The 17,263-nt window shown below is 56.7% G+C and carries 13 protein-coding genes; 5 read left to right on the forward strand and 8 right to left on the reverse strand.

Features of this window, described 5'->3' with window-relative positions:
• Positions 1 to 13: 13 nt before the first annotated feature.
• Together ACEW72_RS08840 and ACEW72_RS08845 are read right to left on the reverse strand one after the other, a co-directional pair.
• On the reverse strand, positions 14 to 2,983 hold the full coding sequence (locus ACEW72_RS08840) for an L-glutamate gamma-semialdehyde dehydrogenase (protein ID WP_373476016.1): 2,970 nt from the start codon (positions 2,981 to 2,983) through the stop codon (positions 14 to 16).
• Between the two features lie 155 nt (positions 2,984 to 3,138).
• On the reverse strand, positions 3,139 to 3,522 hold the full coding sequence (locus ACEW72_RS08845; RefSeq protein ID WP_373476017.1) for a glycine zipper 2TM domain-containing protein: 384 nt from the start codon (positions 3,520 to 3,522) through the stop codon (positions 3,139 to 3,141).
• Between the two features lie 163 nt (positions 3,523 to 3,685).
• On the opposite strand from ACEW72_RS08845, the gene ACEW72_RS08850 reads away from it, so the two are divergent.
• A complete protein-coding gene (locus ACEW72_RS08850) occupies positions 3,686 to 4,717 on the forward strand; it encodes an esterase-like activity of phytase family protein (protein ID WP_373476018.1) in 1,032 nt (343 codons plus the stop codon).
• Positions 4,718 to 4,738: 21 nt separating this feature from the next.
• Here the strand turns inward: ACEW72_RS08850 and rpmB are convergent, their stop codons facing one another.
• Entirely contained in the window at positions 4,739 to 5,029 is a 291-nt protein-coding gene (gene rpmB / locus ACEW72_RS08855; RefSeq protein WP_373476019.1) for a 50S ribosomal protein L28, read from the reverse strand.
• 132 nt (positions 5,030 to 5,161) lie between these two features.
• Between rpmB and tadA the strand changes: the two genes are divergently transcribed.
• On the forward strand, positions 5,162 to 5,617 hold the full coding sequence (tadA, locus tag ACEW72_RS08860) for a tRNA adenosine(34) deaminase TadA (RefSeq protein ID WP_373476020.1): 456 nt from the start codon (positions 5,162 to 5,164) through the stop codon (positions 5,615 to 5,617).
• Positions 5,618 to 6,076: 459 nt separating this feature from the next.
• Here the strand turns inward: tadA and ACEW72_RS08865 are convergent, their stop codons facing one another.
• The 4 genes from ACEW72_RS08865 to ACEW72_RS08880 all read right to left on the reverse strand — a co-directional run bounded on the left by ACEW72_RS08865 (position 6,077) and on the right by ACEW72_RS08880 (position 9,995).
• Entirely contained in the window at positions 6,077 to 6,769 is a 693-nt protein-coding gene (locus ACEW72_RS08865) for a DUF4336 domain-containing protein (protein ID WP_373476021.1), read from the reverse strand.
• Between the two features lie 367 nt (positions 6,770 to 7,136).
• On the reverse strand, positions 7,137 to 8,045 hold the full coding sequence (gene yghX, locus ACEW72_RS08870) for a YghX family hydrolase (protein WP_373476022.1): 909 nt from the start codon (positions 8,043 to 8,045) through the stop codon (positions 7,137 to 7,139).
• A 16-nt stretch (positions 8,046 to 8,061) separates the two neighbouring features.
• The gene (locus ACEW72_RS08875) at positions 8,062 to 8,862 is read right to left on the reverse strand and encodes a LytR/AlgR family response regulator transcription factor (protein ID WP_373476023.1); all 801 of its coding nucleotides are present in this window, start codon (positions 8,860 to 8,862) and stop codon (positions 8,062 to 8,064) included.
• The gene (locus ACEW72_RS08880) at positions 8,859 to 9,995 is read right to left on the reverse strand and encodes a sensor histidine kinase (protein ID WP_373476024.1); all 1,137 of its coding nucleotides are present in this window, start codon (positions 9,993 to 9,995) and stop codon (positions 8,859 to 8,861) included. The genes ACEW72_RS08875 and ACEW72_RS08880 overlap by 4 nt, the downstream gene beginning before the upstream one ends.
• An 89-nt stretch (positions 9,996 to 10,084) precedes the next feature.
• Between ACEW72_RS08880 and ACEW72_RS08885 the strand changes: the two genes are divergently transcribed.
• Together ACEW72_RS08885 and ACEW72_RS08890 are read left to right on the forward strand one after the other, a co-directional pair.
• Positions 10,085 to 10,684 carry an HD domain-containing protein gene (locus ACEW72_RS08885; protein ID WP_373476025.1) on the forward strand — a complete coding sequence of 200 codons (600 nt, stop codon included), beginning with the start codon at positions 10,085 to 10,087 and terminating at the stop codon, positions 10,682 to 10,684.
• 178 nt (positions 10,685 to 10,862) lie between these two features.
• Entirely contained in the window at positions 10,863 to 10,991 is a 129-nt protein-coding gene (locus tag ACEW72_RS08890) for a hypothetical protein (RefSeq protein ID WP_373476026.1), read from the forward strand.
• A gap of 4 nt (positions 10,992 to 10,995) precedes the next feature.
• Here the strand turns inward: ACEW72_RS08890 and ACEW72_RS08895 are convergent, their stop codons facing one another.
• Positions 10,996 to 15,645 carry an NAD-glutamate dehydrogenase gene (locus ACEW72_RS08895; RefSeq protein WP_373476027.1) on the reverse strand — a complete coding sequence of 1,550 codons (4,650 nt, stop codon included), beginning with the start codon at positions 15,643 to 15,645 and terminating at the stop codon, positions 10,996 to 10,998.
• Between the two features lie 185 nt (positions 15,646 to 15,830).
• On the opposite strand from ACEW72_RS08895, the gene ACEW72_RS08900 reads away from it, so the two are divergent.
• Complete coding sequence (locus ACEW72_RS08900; RefSeq protein ID WP_373476028.1) at positions 15,831 to 17,174, forward strand: dicarboxylate/amino acid:cation symporter; 1,344 nt, start codon at positions 15,831 to 15,833, stop codon at positions 17,172 to 17,174.
• Positions 17,175 to 17,263 lie beyond the last annotated feature (89 nt).

The raw sequence follows: 17,263 nt of genomic DNA on the forward strand, positions 1-17,263 counted from the left end.
TTAGGGCCTGCGCCTAAACCTCATCCTCCAACGACAGCAGCGAGGCATTGCCGCCTGCGCTTGTCGTATCCGTGCTGGTCGTACGTTCCGCGCAGAAACGGTAGAGATAATGTGGTCCACCGGCTTTGGGTCCGGTTCCCGATAGACCTTCCCCGCCAAACGGTTGGCTGCCCACGACAGCGCCGATCATCGAGCGGTTGACGTAGAGGTTGCCCACCCGCGCCATCTGCTCGACCGCCTCGCTGCTGCGCGCGATGCGGCTGTGGAGGCCCATGGTCAGGCCAAAGCCCTTGGCATTAACACGCTGTACCGTCGCCTCCAGCGTACCGGCTTTCCATGTTGCGACATGGACCAGCGGACCGAACCATTCGTTTTGTAACTGGTCGAGATCGTCCAGCCTGATCACCGTCGGCGGGACAAACAACCCCTTGGACGGCACAGCGACGCTGTGGAAGATGCGGTCCTTCACGCTTTGGCGATAGACCATCAGCCTGTCATAGGATGCCTGATCAATCACAGGGCCAATGTCGGTCGCGGGATCGGTCGGATCGCCGACGTTAAGGCAATCCATCGCGCCACGCAGCATTTCGAGCGTATGGTCCGCGATATCTTCCTGCAGCAAAAGCAAGCGCAGGGCCGAACAGCGCTGCCCCGCCGACTGGAACCCCGAAATGATCACATCGCGCACAACCTGCTCCGAAAGCGCAGTGGAATCGACGATCATGGCGTTCAAACCCCCGGTTTCGGCAATCAGCGGAACCAGCGGCCGGGCATCGTCGAGCAACAGATTGCGGGCGATGGCCTTGGCCGTGGGGACCGATCCGGTAAAGACCACGCCGCAAATGCGGGTGTCGGATGTCAACTGCGCGCCGACATCGCCTGCGCCCGTCACCAGCTGCAACGCATCCACAGGGACACCGGCCTGATGCGCCAGCGCGACAGCATAGGCAGCGATGGCGGGCGTTTGCGGGGCGGGTTTGGCGACGACCGTGTTGCCAGCGACCAATGCGGCGGCCACCTGCCCCAGAAAGATGGCGAGCGGGAAGTTCCACGGGGCGATGGCGACCCAGACTCCGCGGCCTTCATGGCGCAGGATATTGCGCTCGCCCGTCGGCCCGGGCAGTTCGACCGGCGCCAGATCGGTTAGCGCGCGCGCCGCATAATAGCGGCAGAAATCGATGGCCTCGCGCACTTCAGACAGGGCGTCGGGGATGGTCTTTTTCGCCTCCTGTACAGCCAGCGCCATCAGCTTGAGGCGGTTTTCTTCGAGCAGGTCGGCGAGCCGGTCCAGGCATTCGGCGCGGGTGTAGAGCGATGTGGACGACCACGCTGGGTAAGCGGCCAAGGCGCGGCCCACGGCATCGGATGCAGTCGGGCCTGCGGCTATGGCAAGCTTGGCCGGTTTGGCGATTTCCGCTGCCGTCGACGCCAATATCGCGGCATCGTCGAGGTCGAGGCCTTGGCTATTCACCCGCTCGGGCTGGAACATGTCCGCAGGCAAAGCGATGGCAGGATGCCCCGTGCCGCCTACCGCCATGACCTTTTCAACCGGGTCGGCGAGCAGTTCATCCTCGCTGACCGATTGGTCGGCCAGTTGGTGGACAAAGCTACTGTTCGCGCCATTTTCCAGCAGGCGGCGAACGAGGTAAGCGAGCAGGTCGCGGTGGCCGCCCACCGGCGCGTAGGTGCGGCAATGATAGCCTTCGTCCTGCACCAGCCGTTCGAAAAGCCCGTCGCCCATTCCGTGCAGACGCTGGAATTCAAAGTCACGCCGGTTTCCGGCCCATTGCACGATGGTCGCAATGGTCAGGGCATTGTGGCTCGCCAATGCGGGGCGGATATGCGCCGCGTCGAACATATCCCGTGCGCAGGCAAGATAGGACACGTCGGTCGCTGGCTTGCGTGTGAAGAGCGGGAAATCGGACAGGCCACGTTCCTGCGCGTGCTTGATCTCGCTGTCCCAATAGGCGCCCTTTACCAACCTTACCTGCAGGATCCGGCGCGTTTCGACGCCGAGCGCATTGGCCCATGCGATGGTCGGCCGCGCGCGCTTTGAATAGGCCTGCACCGCCATGCCCAGCCCGTCCCAGCCGTTCAGCGCCGGATCGCGCGCAACACTTTCGATGATATCCAGGCTCATCTCCAACCGCGCCGCTTCTTCCGCATCGATGGTCAACTGCACCCCGAGCGAAGCCGCTTTGGCCGCCAATTCGCGCACCATCGCCGCAAGTTCCGGCACACAGGTCGCCGCCTGCGCCGTTTCATAGCGGGGATGCAGGGCCGACAGCTTGACCGACACGCTATGCCCGCGCGCCGCATTCTTGCCGACCGACGCGATAGCATTGGCATAAGCTTCGAAATAACGCTCGGCATCGGCGCGGGTCCGGGCGGCTTCTCCCAGCATGTCGAAGCTTGCGGTAAAGCCCCGGTTTTCCTTGGAATCCATGCGCTTCATGGCTTCGTCGATGGTCCGGCCCATGACAAAGACCTGCCCCATCAACCGCATCGCCGCACCCACCGCCTGCCGTACAAAGGGCTCGCCCGCACGTGCGATCAACCGCTTCAAGCTGCTGTTGCTATCCCCCAGCACCGCCTTGCCCAGCACCAGCCCCCAGGTTGCGCTGTTGACCAGCAGGCTCGACGATTGCCCCTTATGCCCGCGCCAGTCGGCATCGGTCAGCTTGTCGGCGATGAGCAGGTCGGCGGTTTCAGGGTCCGGCACCCGCAAAAATGCCTCCGCCAGCGAAAGCAACGCGGTGCCTTCTTCGGTGCCCAAGCGGTATTCCTGCAGGAACTGGTTCACCCAGCCATCCGATTGCGCTGCGCCCAGATCCTTCAACAGGTCACGCGCAATCGCCAATATCCCCGCACGATCCGATGCATCCGCCTGCGCGGCCACAACTAACGGGGCCAGCACCTCAGGTTCGGGCATACGGTGGAACGGACGGATAGCGGAGCGTGCGGAGTCGAGCGATATGGTCATGCTGCCGCTTTGCCGGATATTATTCCCCCAGACAAGTTTCAGTTGTAACGAAAAAAGGCCAGTACCCTCTCCGGTACTGGCCTCCCCCTCGAAGGGTCTAGTTTCCGCTCTGCGGCAGAGAAGGTTCAGGGACACCGCAGAGCGAAATTGCTGAATTAACGATAGCGACGGCCGCAATTGCTGTCGGATTTGTCGATGGCGCGGCCAGCCAGCGCGCCTACCGCTGCGCCGATGATGCTGCCTTCTGTTCTGTTTCCACGGCGGGCGACTTCATTGCCGAGCAATCCGCCAGCTACAGCACCGATAATCGTGCCGCCCGTTCCTTTGTCGCAACGCGCGTTGCTGCGGTAATAACGGTCACCACGACGTTGGCTCTTGCGTTCATAGCGGTCATAACGATCATAACGGTCGTAACGGCTATCACCGCTGTAATAGTCATCATTATATCCGCGATCGGCCTGTGCGGGAACTGCAATAAAGCCTGTTAGGGCAGTCGCAGCAAGAACAAGGGTTCCAACGCTTTTACGGAATTTCGTCATGTCTATTCTCCAGTTCGTTTCGTGCCGACCCATTTCGGGGACAGGGGGTAATTTGTTTTCCCGACAATGCTGCTATGGAGCAGTCTGGTTTAGCGTAATCTGAATGTGTCTGTTATCATTCGTTCATGTTTGCGCCATTTAAGATGAACAGGGCCGAGGTTGCATGGTTGTGAAATTGCCGCGTCTGATCCCGATAATCTTGCTCGCCTTGCTTACTGTCGGTGGTGTCCGCATCATCCAGCCGAACCACAGCCAGTCTATAGGCATCAAGCCGTTACAGTTGGATCCCGCCCACCATGGCCAACGTCGTTTGGGCGAGCTTATTTTCTTGTCGGCATGGGAATTGGATAGCCCGAATGAAGATTTCGGCGGCATATCGGGGTTGGCCGCATTGCCCGATGATCGTTTCATCGGAATAAGCGACGCAGGTACGCTGATCGGCTTTGGCCTGACCAATGATGATCGAATCGACAGGCCGTTTATCGCGCCGTTGCCCGGATCCGTTCAACCGGGCGGCAATTATCGCGACAGGGATAGCGAAGGTATCACGTTTGATGCAGAGAGCGGCCAATTCTGGATCAGTTACGAAGCCAAACACGCCATTCGGCGCTTTTCCCGATCTTTTGCCCGACTCGACGGCGTGATCCGTCCAAAAGAAATGCAACTTTGGCCCCGAAACAAGGGTGCAGAAACATTGATCCGCATGAAAGATGGCCGTTTCATCATCATTTCGGAAAGCCTTGAAGACGACGACACGCATCAGGCACTCTTATTTTCCGGTGACCCCGTCGAACCCGGTTCGGTAAAAACCAGTTTCCGTTATCGCCCACCGGCAGGCTACCGGGCGACAGACGGGACTCAATTGCCGGACGGCAGGATCATGCTGCTGCACCGCTCGGTTGGCTTACCCACTGGATTTTCCGCAAAGCTGGGCATCGCATTGCCGCCGGATTTGGCCAAAAATATCAATTGGGACAGCAGAATAATTGCATCCTTGTCGGCACCATTGCTGGTCGACAATATGGAAGGCATTGCGGTGAAACAGGCTGGCAACGATACGATCATCTGGCTGATTTCAGACAGTAATTTCAATATTTTGCAGCGCACGATCCTGATGAAATTCCGGCTTGCGGAACGCGGAGGCAATAAAAAACCGGAAGCGGTGGCCGCTCCCGGTTTTGAATCTCTGAATTAGGCGCTGGTTTAGCGCCCGAATTTATGCAGCGATCTTTTGCTTCTTGGCGATTTCTTTTTTAACTTTGCGCGCATTGGTCGAAAGCTTTTCGTCCGATGTCTTCAGCAACCAGTTATCAAGACCGCCGACATGTTCAACCGAACGCAGACCATGCGTCGATACCTTGAACTTGTAGCCTTGTTCCATCGCGTCGGACAGCAAGGTCACATTCTGCAGATTCGGCAGAAACGTGCGCTTTGTCTTGTTGTTGGCGTGGCTCACATTGTTGCCGACCAAACGGCCCTTACCGGTGAGTTCGCAGATGCGCGCCATGATGTATATCCTGTATAAAATGAGTGTATGCGGAATCACTGACCCGCGAAAGTCGCTGCCCCTAACCTTCCGAGCGAAAAAGGTCAAGTCGCAGATATAGCCAAATACGCCAATGTCGAGTAGCGCAAGGCCATGTCCCTGCCCAAAGCCCGCGAAATGATGGAAGAAGCGCTGGCTCTCGCGCGGTCGGCAGCCGCGTCCGGCGAAGTACCCGTGGGCGCCATCGTGGTCAAGGACGGGCAGATCATCGGACGCGGCGCGAACCGCCCGCTGGAAAGCCACGACCCCACGGCCCACGCCGAAATCATCGCGCTGCGCGAAGCTGCGGCGGCGCTCGGCAACGACCGGCTGACCGGATGCGAGTTGTGGGTGACCCTTGAACCCTGCGCGATGTGCGCAGGCGCAATCGCCCACGCCCGCATCGCAAGGCTCTATTATGGAGCGGAAGACCCCAAAGGCGGAGCCGTCACCCACGGCCCCCGCCTGTTCGACCAACCCACGCTGCATCACCGTCCCGAGGTGTATGCCGGAATTGCCGCCGATGAAGCGGCCGGGTTGCTAAAGGCTTTTTTTGCGGCGCGGCGGTAGAGGGTTTGGGGTTCTGCCCCTCTCCCCTTTAGGAGAGAGGATACGAAGCCTTGGCCGACCGGCCTAGGCGAAGTTGGAGAGGGGGAGGTCGCGCTCAAACCTCACCGTCCAACCCCTCTCCGCTGCGACTAGCGAACAAGTTCGCAAGTCTCGCACCTCTCCCCTGAAGGAGAGAGAGAAAATCTCACACAAAGACACGAAGGCACAAAGATAAGGAGAAAAAGAAAAAAGGGATGAAGCCCGAGACACATCACGCACCCTGCCCTTCTTTCTTCTTTCTCTTTTTTTCCAGATAATCCTCTGGCACGAAGGTTAGGTAAATCTGCGCCTTTGCAACTCGAAACGGCGGGGAGGAAGGATTGATCTGAACGAATGGCCGGCTTTGTTGTGCTGCGTAGCATTCGGGAATGGCTGAAATGTTGTGGGGAGCGGAGAGGCAGGTTCTGGATGACGCAAGCACTAAAGCGGAAGCCAAGCGAACCGTTTGCGGAGTTCCTGGGTCGCATCCTCTCGGAACCACTCCCCGTGGGAAATGACGGCTTGCGTTGCGCCCCAGCCCAATATTGCCGCTACCGCCTTGGCACCAGCTGCCCTGTCCCGCATTCCGAGGCGATAAAGTAAGGGCGTGCGCCCATTGGGATGAGCGACCCCTTCAAGGTGGGCAATCAAGCGACCAAGCGTTGACTGATTATCAAGTCGCACATTCACGATCAGATCCGTGAGTATCGCCGTTCGCGATGCACGGTGGAAAAACACATGCTCGTCGAAAGCGCGGCTGCCCGTAAAAACAACCCGGTCGATCTCGCCGGACCATAGATCACATCGCAGATCATCAAACAAGGCGGAAAAAATCAGGTCTGGCCGTTTGGCAGGCAGGTCATGTGGCCCGATGAGCTCAGCGTCAGGGTAATAACCCTGCCACTCCTTTAGAAAGAAGTGATGATAGATATTGGGCGCTACCAGATAACGGATAGGCCCAAGGTTCTCGATCTCCGTCGCGAGATCAGAATTGTACGAAACCGGCGAGTGCATCCACACGCTTCCATCGTTGAGACGGACGATCGTGGAGCGGGTACTCAAGAGCAAACCCATAAATTTGATTTCGGTGCCGATTGCCACCCATATGTTGGGGCCGATCGGTTCAAGCTGCATTGCGACCATATTCGGACCTCATTCGATTAGCCCATGCTATGTCAGTTTTTGGCGCGCGTAAACGTTCGACTGAGCGGCGGGTATGTTGTCGTGTCCTAAAAGTCCACTTTTGATGAAGATTTCCGATTTCGAGACATCATCATTCCTCTCCCCTTTAGGGGAGAGGTACGTAGTCTTATGGCTTTAGCCATTAGACGAAGTGGAGAGGGGGAGTTGGCGCACAAACCTCACCGTCGAACCCCTCTCCAACTGCGCCTAGGCCTTGCGGCCAAGGCTTCGTATCCTCTCCCCTGAAGGGGAGAGGGGTGCCTTAAAAACCTTTTTCCTTATTTCCTTCTTCCTTCTGACGAAAAAAGAAACCGCCCCGTCAGCCGCCCAAATTCGCCTTGAAAAAGGCCAAGGTCCGCGACCAGCTCAATTCAGCAGCCGCTTTGTCATAACGCGGGGTGCTGTCGTTGTGGAAACCGTGCTGGGTGCCGGGGTAGAAATGCACTTCATAGCGCTTCTGGCTGGATATCAGCGCGGCCTGATAGGGTAGCCAGCCTGCGTTGACCCGTTCGTCCGCTTCCGCATAATGGATCAGCAGCGGCGCCTTGATAGCCGCGACTTCCGCTGCCCTCGGCTGACGGCCATAATAGGGCACCGATGCGCCAAGGTCGGGATAGGCAACGGCAAGCGCATTGCACACGCCGCCGCCATAGCAGAAACCGACCGCGCCGACTTTACCGGTGCTGTCGCTATGATCGCGCAGATATTCGAAGCTGGCGAAGAAATCTTCCAAAAGCATCGCAGGATCAAGCTTTGCCTGAAATTCGCGGCCCATTTCGTCATTGCCGGGATAGCCACCGGCCGATGTCAGCCCGTCCGGAGCCAGTGCCAAATATCCAGCCTTGGCCAAACGGCGTGCCACGTCCTCGATATAGGGGTTCAGACCGCGGTTTTCATGGATCACCAGAACCGCAGGCAGCTTGCCCTTGGCTTGGGCCGGACGCGCGAGCAGGCCGTTGATTGTGCCATGGCCTTCGGGGCTGGGGACAACGACCTTTTTCGTGACGATAGACGGGTCATCCGCCTTCACCTGCTGCGCCAGCGCATAATCCGGCGCGAGTTGGTTCAGGATCATCAATCCGGTAACGCCGGCAGCCGCGAATTTGCCCGCTTCTCTGATGAATTCGCGCTTGGTGAGCTTGCCATGCACATAGCCGTCAAAGATTTCGAGGATATAAGGGTGAAAGTCGCTGGCTTTCATGCGGGGCGTGACGTCGGTTTCGGCCATCCCTATTCTCCTTTTATCAGTGGACGAATCGCGCGACAACGTCACGGTAGGACCGGCTTACCTTTACCTGCGCGCCCGATTCGAGCACGAGAAAGCATTCGCCGTTGGTGTGCGGCTTGACCTGACGCACCTGATCCAGATTGACGATGGTGCTGCGATGTACCCGCTGGAATGTGCGGGGGTCGAGGCGTTTTTCCAGATCCTTCATGGTTTCGCGCAGGATCAGCGAGGTTTCGGCAGTGTAGATACACATATAGTCGCCCGCTGCATCGATCCGCTCGATACTTTCAACATCGACGCGGAAAATCTGGCCCCGGTCCTTGACGTTGATCAGCTTTTCAAAGCGCGTCGATGTCAGGTCATCATCCATCGATGGCAGATTATCTGCGGCATTGGGTGCCACTTCGTTAATGACATTGCGCAGCCGTTCCAGTTCATCGGTGGTGCGTTTGGTGGCAAGGCGTGTCCGCACCCGCTCCATCGTATCGGCCAGCCGATCCGGCTCGACCGGTTTCATCAGATAATCAATCGCCTGCGCTTCAAACGCCTTGATCGCGTGCTCGGAATAGGCCGTAACGAATACAAAGAGTGGCGGGTCGATATCCATGATACCCTGCACCACCGAAAAGCCGTCAAAACCGGGCATCTGGATATCCAGAAATACAAGGTCAGGTTTCAAGGTTTTGATCTTGCGGATCGCTTCACGGCCATTGTGGCAGGTGGCGACGATTTCGATATCTTCAAAAGCCTGAAGTCTTAACTCCATTCCTTGAATGGCCAGTTTTTCATCATCGACCAATATTGTACGAATGCTCATGCGGTTATCATTCCTTGTAATTTTGCCCCCGCTTGATTCTCTTCGACAGGTATAATGCGCGTTTGATACGGCAGTTCCAATAGAACTTCAAAACCGCCACTCGCCTTTATATAAAATTCAAACCGCTGGTCTTCGCCATAGGCTTGGGAAAGCCGTTCGCGGGTGTTGGCCATTCCGACCCCTGTTGACAAGCTTTGGTCTTGTTGGCCGGGCTGCAACCCCGGGCCTGTGTCGGACACGGTAATGCGAACCCTTTGACCGACGAGTTGAGCCGTGACGGAAATATCCGCCCCCTCTTCTTTTGGCGTAACGGCATATTTGATGGCGTTTTCGACAAGTGGTTGCAGCAGAAGCGATGGCACCAGCGCGTTTTCAACGGCTGGATCGATCGTAAAGTACGTCCGCAGCCTCTCTTCAAAGCGCATCTTTTCGATATCGAGATACAGCTTCAGCGTCTCGATTTCCTGCGTCAATGGCACTTTGGCCGCCGCCTCGTTTATCAGGGTAAAGCGCAGGAATGACGACAGGCGCGACAGCATGGCGTTCGCCTGTTCGGTCTGTTTCAGCAGGACCAGCGTCGAAATGCTGTTCAACGTATTGAACAGGAAATGGGGATTCAACTGATACCGCAGCATCGTTAGCTGCGCGCTGGTCGCCTGCGCCTCCAGCCGCATCATCTGGTCCGCCTGCTCTTCAGCGCGGACGAAGTAATTGATGGCATAATAGAGCGCCGACCACGCCGCCAAAAGCACCGAGTTGATATAGATCGCGGCCAGCCAAAGCTGTGCGAACGGCGTTTCGTCCACACCGTCGCGGATCGTCTGCAGCACCCACACATCAATATAAGCGTAACCAATGGTCGCCACCGACATGGCAACAAAGGTCAGGCTCCAGGTAATGAACGGACGCTGGTCGATCAGGAAACGATAGATTACCGACAGAACAAGCGTGATGGAATAGCCAGTGACAGCGGAGATGAGGATGGGGACCAGAAAGCTGACAGGCTGCCCCTGTGCGATGCCGGATGCGGCGCGCAAGATAACGGCCCCTGCCCAACCGGCGGAATGCAGGTTCCAGAATGCCCGGTTCTTGTCCGCGAAAAAGGGTTTATCAGTAAGCTCTAGAACCGCCATATTTTATGGTCTAGCCGCATTTTGCGCGCGCATGAAGCCCTTGTTTCACACAAAAGCTATGATAGCATAAGGACGAGAGGAAGAGTCACATGGACAATCAGGACGATCGCGCCAGTTTTCACGACATGTCGCAGAGCACACAGGAAGATTGGCAGATCATCATGCGGCACAATATTCCGTTCGCGCAAAATGGCGGTCAGCGGATTTTGGACCATCTCAAGCTGCTCGACGGCGATTTTGGCGGATTTGCGGTCGACCGGCTGACCCATTCGCTGCAGACTGCGACCCGCGCCTATCGCGACGGCCGCGATGAAGATTATGTCATCATGGCCTTGCTGCACGATATCGGCGATACGCTGGGCGCGGCGAACCATCCGGATATTGCGGCGGCGATCCTGAAGCCCTTTGTGTCGGAAAAGCTGCACTGGATTGTCCAGCATCACGGCATTTTCCAAGGGCATAATTTCTTCCACCATCTCGGCCTTGACCGCGATATGCGCGAACAGTTCCGGGGGCATGAATGGTTTGCCGATACCGAAGAGTTCATCGACAAATATGACTGTCCTGCTTTCGACCCCGAATATGACACCCTGCCGCTCGAATTTTTCGAACCCATATTGATGAAGATGTTCAAATATCCGCTGAACATCATTTACAAGCGGGCGATGGAGACCGAAGCCGCCGAATAATCGCCTGCGGCCCTTATATTTACGGCCGGTCGTCCCTATATACCGGGGACTGCCAGCCGCCGTGCGACGTCCCTGCTGGTAAGGTCGGCGCCATTTGATCGCCAGTTTCGCAATATTGCGAACATCGGCCCGCTTGCCCCCACGCCAGCACTAGCTGCGTAAACCCAGGAGAGAAAAAATGGCAAAAAGCCAAAAGAAAACGAACCGCGAAACCCGCAAGCCAAAGGCCGAAAAGCCCAAAAAACAAAATGCCTCCAACCCATCGACCAAGGGTAACGTCGCCGGATTGATGGCATCCAAGTCCTGAGTTTCTAACGCCCCAGCAACACCCTCGCCTGTCCCGCAATTTGCGCGAGCATGGCGGGGGTTGGCATTCCGGCCATGCGCGCGCGGTCTACCATCGCCTTGAATGACCGAACTCGCCCGTCATTTTCCGATAGCCATGCCTGAGCGTCCGCCAGTGACTTTTTGGCCCCGCGACGTCGCAAAAAGTCGAGCCGCATTGCCTGAAAATCACGCGCAAGCCCGGCAACCAGAAGGCGTTCCCACGGATCATGCGGGTCCATCTGCATCGCCGTACCCTGCGCCCAACCGATCCCCAGAGCATCACCGATTGCGGTAAATGCCTGCGTCAACGCCGTCACATCTGCCTTTTGCGTTGCGGACAAAGCCGCAAGCCCGATGGCCCCATCAAGTTGCGCCATTTTGACCAGCCGGTCGGCAATTTTACGCGGCGCGCCGCTGTCGACAAGACGCAGGCCAAAGCTTTCGGTCTGATGCCGGACATCTGCTGGCAAAAGATTGTTGAGCGATTCCGATAGTTTTTGCACCACTGGCCCATAGACGGCGGTTGTCGCCCCGACATCGCGGCCTTCGGTCGCGTTGCGGATAATGTCTGCCATTTGCGCGCGGACTTCGACCGATGTCTGGTTAAACAGCAATAGACGTGTTGCTTCGGGCATTTCTGCGGTATCGATGGCCTGCCACAAAGAAGGCAAATCATAGATCCGCTCGGCAATTGCAAAGGCGGCGGCAACCTCTCCCAAGCCACAGCCTTCTTCTTCAGCCAGTTCGAACGGATGCAGCAAACCCAATCGGTTTATCATCCGGTTGGCAAGCTTGGTCGCGATGATTTCCTTACGCAGACGGTGCGCCAATATTGCGGACTTATGCTTTTTGACCATGGCCTGCGGAAAAGCCGCAAGCAATTCGCCTTCCATCGATTCATCTTTGGCAAGGGGAGCATGTTCGACGCCATCTTGCACGGCCAGCTTTGCCGTTGACAACAGGACCGCCAATTCAGGGCGTGTCAGCCCTCTGCCTTCGCTGGCACGGCGGAAAAGTTCTTCATTGGGGGCAATGCCTTCGACCACACGGTCAAGCCGTCCATTGCTTTCAAAGGTTTCTATCAACCTCACATAAGCAGGCAAATCGCCCGCCCCGCCCGTTTCGGCAATGGAAAGCGCCAGCGTTTGCAGGCGATTATCCTCCAACACCAAATGCGCGACGGCATCGGTCATTTCGACCAGCAATTTGTTACGCACCGGTTCCTTCAACTTGCCTGCACGCATTTCTGCATTCAGGGCAATTTTGATATTCACCTCATTATCCGAACAATCCACGCCGGCGCTATTGTCGATAAAATCGGTATTGATGCGCCCGCCACGAAGCGCAAAGCCGATGCGACCCGCCTGTGTGACGCCCAGATTTGCGCCTTCGCCGATAACCTGCGCTCTTACATCCGTGCCATTCACGCGGATCGCATCATTGCCCGGGTCACCCACATCCAGATGGCTCTCGCTCTTGTCCTTGATATACGTGCCAATTCCGCCAAACCACAACAGCTGAACCGGCGCTTTCAATATCGCGATCATCAGTTCGGATGGTTCAACTTCTTTGGCATCTATGCCAAGCAAAGCCCTGATTTCGGGGGTGGTTTTGATACTTTTTTCACTACGCGCAAAGACACCACCGCCTTTGGAAATCAATTTGGAGTCATAATCCAGCCAGCTTGATCGCGGCAGGTTAAACAATCGCTGCCGTTCTTTCCAACTGATCGCAGGATCGGGGCTGGGGTCGAAAAAGATATGGCGGTGGTCAAATGCGGCAACCACTTTCAGCGTTTTTGACAGCAACATGCCATTGCCAAAAACGTCGCCCGACATGTCGCCGACACCGGCAACCGTGACTGGTTCTTTTTGAACATTTATGCCCATTTCCGCAAGGTGACGTTGCACCGAAAGCCAGCCGCCCTTGGCGGTTATCCCCATCGCCTTATGGTCGTAACCGACCGAACCACCGCTGGCAAACGCATCGCCCAGCCAGAAATTATGTTCAAGCGCAATGGCATTTGCCGTGTCGGAGAATGTGGCGGTTCCCTTATCTGCTGCAACCACAAAATAGGGGTCTTCCCCATCATGGATCACAACCGATTCAGGATGTACGACCTTGTCGTTGATAATATTGTCAGTGATCGACAACAAAGTGCGGATAAACAGACGATAGCTTTCGGTGCCTTCGGCAAACCATGCGTCACGATCAACCCGCATATCGGGCAGGCGCTTGGGATAAAATCCGCCTTTTGCACCTGTCGGCACGATCACCGCGTTTTTGACGCGCTGCGCTTTCATCAGGCCAAGCACTTCGGTGCGGAAATCGTCACGGCGGTCGGACCAGCGCAAGCCACCACGCGCCACCGGCCCTGCGCGTAAATGGATTCCTTCCACACGCGGCGAATACACAAAAACCTCGCGCCAGGGTAATGGCGCAGGAAGCCCCGGAACTTTCGCGCTATCAAGCTTGAAAGCGAGCGCATCGGCGGCGGCAGGCGCAAAGGCATTGGTCCGCAAGGTTGCCCGCACAACACCCAGATAACGACGCAATATCCGATCTTCATCAATCGCAGAAACGGCGGCAAGACCTGCGTCTATCACTTTTATATATTTAGCAGATTCCTTGTCTCGATCTCCAGTCGCCGCAGGGTCGTGCATGGCGTCGAATAACGAGATAATAGCACGGGTGACACCTGCATGTTTGGCAAGCGCCGCAACCGCAGTGGGCATACCATAGGACACGCCCGTCTGGCGCAAATAGCGGTACCATGCGCGCAACAAGATGACTGATTGAGGTTGCAGCGCGGCGACAGTGACGAGTTGGTTGAACACATCATTTTCTGCATCGCCGTCCAAAACCTGACTCAGCGCGCTTTCCAGTATAGGTGCCCGTTCCATGACGCTGGCCGCATCGCTGCCGCGCAAACCCAGTTTGAAGTCATGGATATAATTGCCATCGTTCAGTGCCGTGGGAGATTCCTCCAACACGTCGAAACCGAAATTTTCCAAAGCCGGAACCATATCGCTTAGCGGCATCGCACCGCCTTCGCTAAATACTTTTAGCCGCAACATCTCGCCATCGCTGGACAATCGCGTGATCTTGCTATGGTCCCTTTCCATTTGCAAAAGACCAAGCATATCGCGCGCGGCTTCTTCCGATGAATAGCGGGTTCGGTAATTGCCGGGGAACAACGCGCCATACCGCACGAGCATCGCGGCCGCCCGCTTTTCATCGGTCAGACGGGCAAGCGCAGCCTCCACCGCTGGTTCCCAGCCACGGACCATCAATTCCAGTTTATCGTCCAATTGCCCTTCGTCGACCTTTTGATTGCGGTCAGGCAAATCGAGCGTGTAGCGCAGCAGGGCAATGCCGCCGTCTTCCAGACTGATCGTCCAGCCCAGCATCGCGCCGCCTGTTGCAGCGACTAGCATATCCTCAATCTGCTTTCGCATGCCCGTGGACACATCATCACGCGGCAACCAGACAAAAATATACAAATGGCGACCCAAAGGTGATCGTATTGCTAACAATTTGGGCCGTGGACGATCGGTCAGCGACATGGCGGTCAATGTGACACGTTCCAGCTCTGCCAACTTCAGCGAAACCAGCAGGTCATGCGGCAAAGATGTCAGAACATGAGTCATTGCCTTGCCGGCATGTCCAGACGAATCAAAGCCGAACCGTTCCATCAATGTTGCCAGATGGGTCCGCAATACCGGGATACGATCAGGTGCCGTCGCCAGCGCCGCGCTGGTCCAAAGACCGGCGGAAACCGATAGGCCAGTAATCGCACTGCCGTCGCGTACCGGCACGACAACAAGGTCAAGCTGGACATGACGGTGAACACTCGAAACGCGATTGGCCTTGAGTATCAGCGGCGCACGACCGCCTTCTTCGAACCATTTGATCGCAAGCCCGACACTTAGTTCCGACAGAAGCGGCGCGTTGCTTACGCGGGACAGGCCGAGCCGTTTGGTGCTTTTGCCGTCACGCGACAAATTTTCATGGCCCAATATGGTCATATTATTTTCAAGGAACCAGCGCACCAGCGCCGCACCTTCGCCATCGGGCAAACTATCTGCGTCCTCCGACATCGCGCCGAGCATTTTGCGCCAATCGGTGACTGCGCCGCGTACGTCGCGCAGCACGGCCAGCAAATCATCTTCCAATGCGCGCCGCTCCTTTGCATCGACGCGATCGGTTTCAAGATAGATGAAGGATTCGCGCGTAATCGATGCGTCGCGTTTGCGGTTGACCGATTTCAACAGCCCGGATTCGTCGCGGGTGGTGCTCAAAACCGGATGGATCAAGCGCCGGACGCCGATGCCTTTGGCGGCCACGGCGGCTGAAATAGAATCAACCAGAAACGGCATGTCGTCGTTGTTCATGGCAATACGCATTGCCATGCGGCCTTGCGGGTCGGTGAAACTGTCGAGCGCCACGCCCGCTGATCCAGCCTTGCGATCATGCGCCAATTGCAGGGTAAAGCGCGCCGCCTCTTCACACGCCTTTGTGTCAAACCCTTCATTTTCGCCCGGCAAGGCGCTGTCGGCGAACGCTGTTGCCATTGCTTTCAACAAGCTGTTTTCGACGTTTGAAGATGGTTTTGACATTTTGGCGGCAGCCATGAAAGTTTCTCCTGAGCCCTTAACAATCGGGATTCGCCCATATTGATACGACGCAAACCGTTGTAATTTTATTTCAATGCTTATGCCTTCGTTCGAACGTCGACACAAGTTACGTCCGTAACTGGTTGCGGGGAGCATTTTGCCTGTGTAGCGTCAGTTGAGCCAAAGGGGCCGGAGGGAAATCTATGGATAAGCGTCTGACATTATGGATATTGATCGGGATGATCGCCGGGATCATCGTCGGATATACAGTCCATATCGGCGTTGCGCCGGACAGCAGCACTTTTGAAAATTTGACCAAAACCTTCAAATTGCTGTCGGACATATTCCTGAATCTCATCAAGCTTCTGGTCGCGCCGCTAATACTTTCGACGATTGTTGTGGGCATCGCACATATGGGCGACAGCACCGCGCTTGGCCGGATCGGGTTCCGCGCGATTACATGGTTCATCCTCGCCAGCTTCATCTCGATTGGCCTCGGCCTGTTGATGGTCAACATTTTCCAGCCAGGAATTGGCGTCCCCTTGGGCGCAGCCGCCGACGCGGCGACAGCCTTGGGCGAGGTGAAGAAACTCGACTTCTTTGAATTCATACTCTCCATCTTCCCGAAAAATGCGTTTGAGGCGATGGCCACGAACAACATTCTCCAGATACTTGTGTTCTCGATCTTTGCAGGGGTCGCCTTGTCGGCACTTGGCGAAAAGGGTGCGCCCCTCGTCCGTGCCGCAGACGCGCTGGCCGAAATGATGTTGCAGATTACCCATTATGTCATGCGTTATGCGCCGGTCGCCGTTTTCGGTGCCTTAGCGAAAGTCGTGGCGACCAGCGGACTTGCGATATTGCTCAGCTACGCGACACTGCTTGCCGAATTCTATATGTCGCTGGTCATATTATGGGTCATGCTGCTGACCATCGGCTGGATATTCCTGCGTAATCGGATCTGGACATTGATCCGCTATATCCGCGAACCGCTGCTGATCGCTTTTTCGACCGCCTCGTCCGAAGCCGCGTTGCCCAAGCTGTTCGAACAGCTCGACCGGTTCGGCGTGCCGCGTCGTATCTCAGGCTTCATGCTGCCCTTGGGCTACAGCTTCAACCTTGATGGCTCGATGATGTATATGAGCTTCGCGACGATCTTCATCGCGCAGGCCTATGGCATCGAATTGCCCATCATGACGCAGATCCTGATTTTGCTGACGCTGATGATCTCGTCCAAGGGCGTGGCGGCGGTACCGCGTGCTTCGCTGGTGGTGATTACCGGCACGCTGGCAATGTTTGGGCTGCCCGTTGAAGGCGTGGCCCTGATCCTTGCCATTGACCAGTTCCTCGATATGGGCCGCACCGCGACCAATGTCGTGGGTAATGCAGTGGCAACGTCGGTCATCACCAAATGGGAAGGCATGCTGGAGGTTGAGGAGCCCGAATTTATCGAACCACCCCATGCCCCTGCCCACACCGCCGCCGCGGGCAAGCGCGGGCTGGATCTGGCCGAAGATATGGTGAGCGACGCGCGATCCGAAAAAAGCTGAATTCAGGCCGGGAGCTTGTGTCCGATCAAGGTGCCTTTAGCGCCCTTGCTGTCGAGCATGAAGCGCATCTTGAGATGTTCGCGCCGCCA

This window comes from Sphingorhabdus sp. (assembly GCF_041737645.1).
Lineage (GTDB): Bacteria > Pseudomonadota > Alphaproteobacteria > Sphingomonadales > Sphingomonadaceae > Sphingorhabdus_B.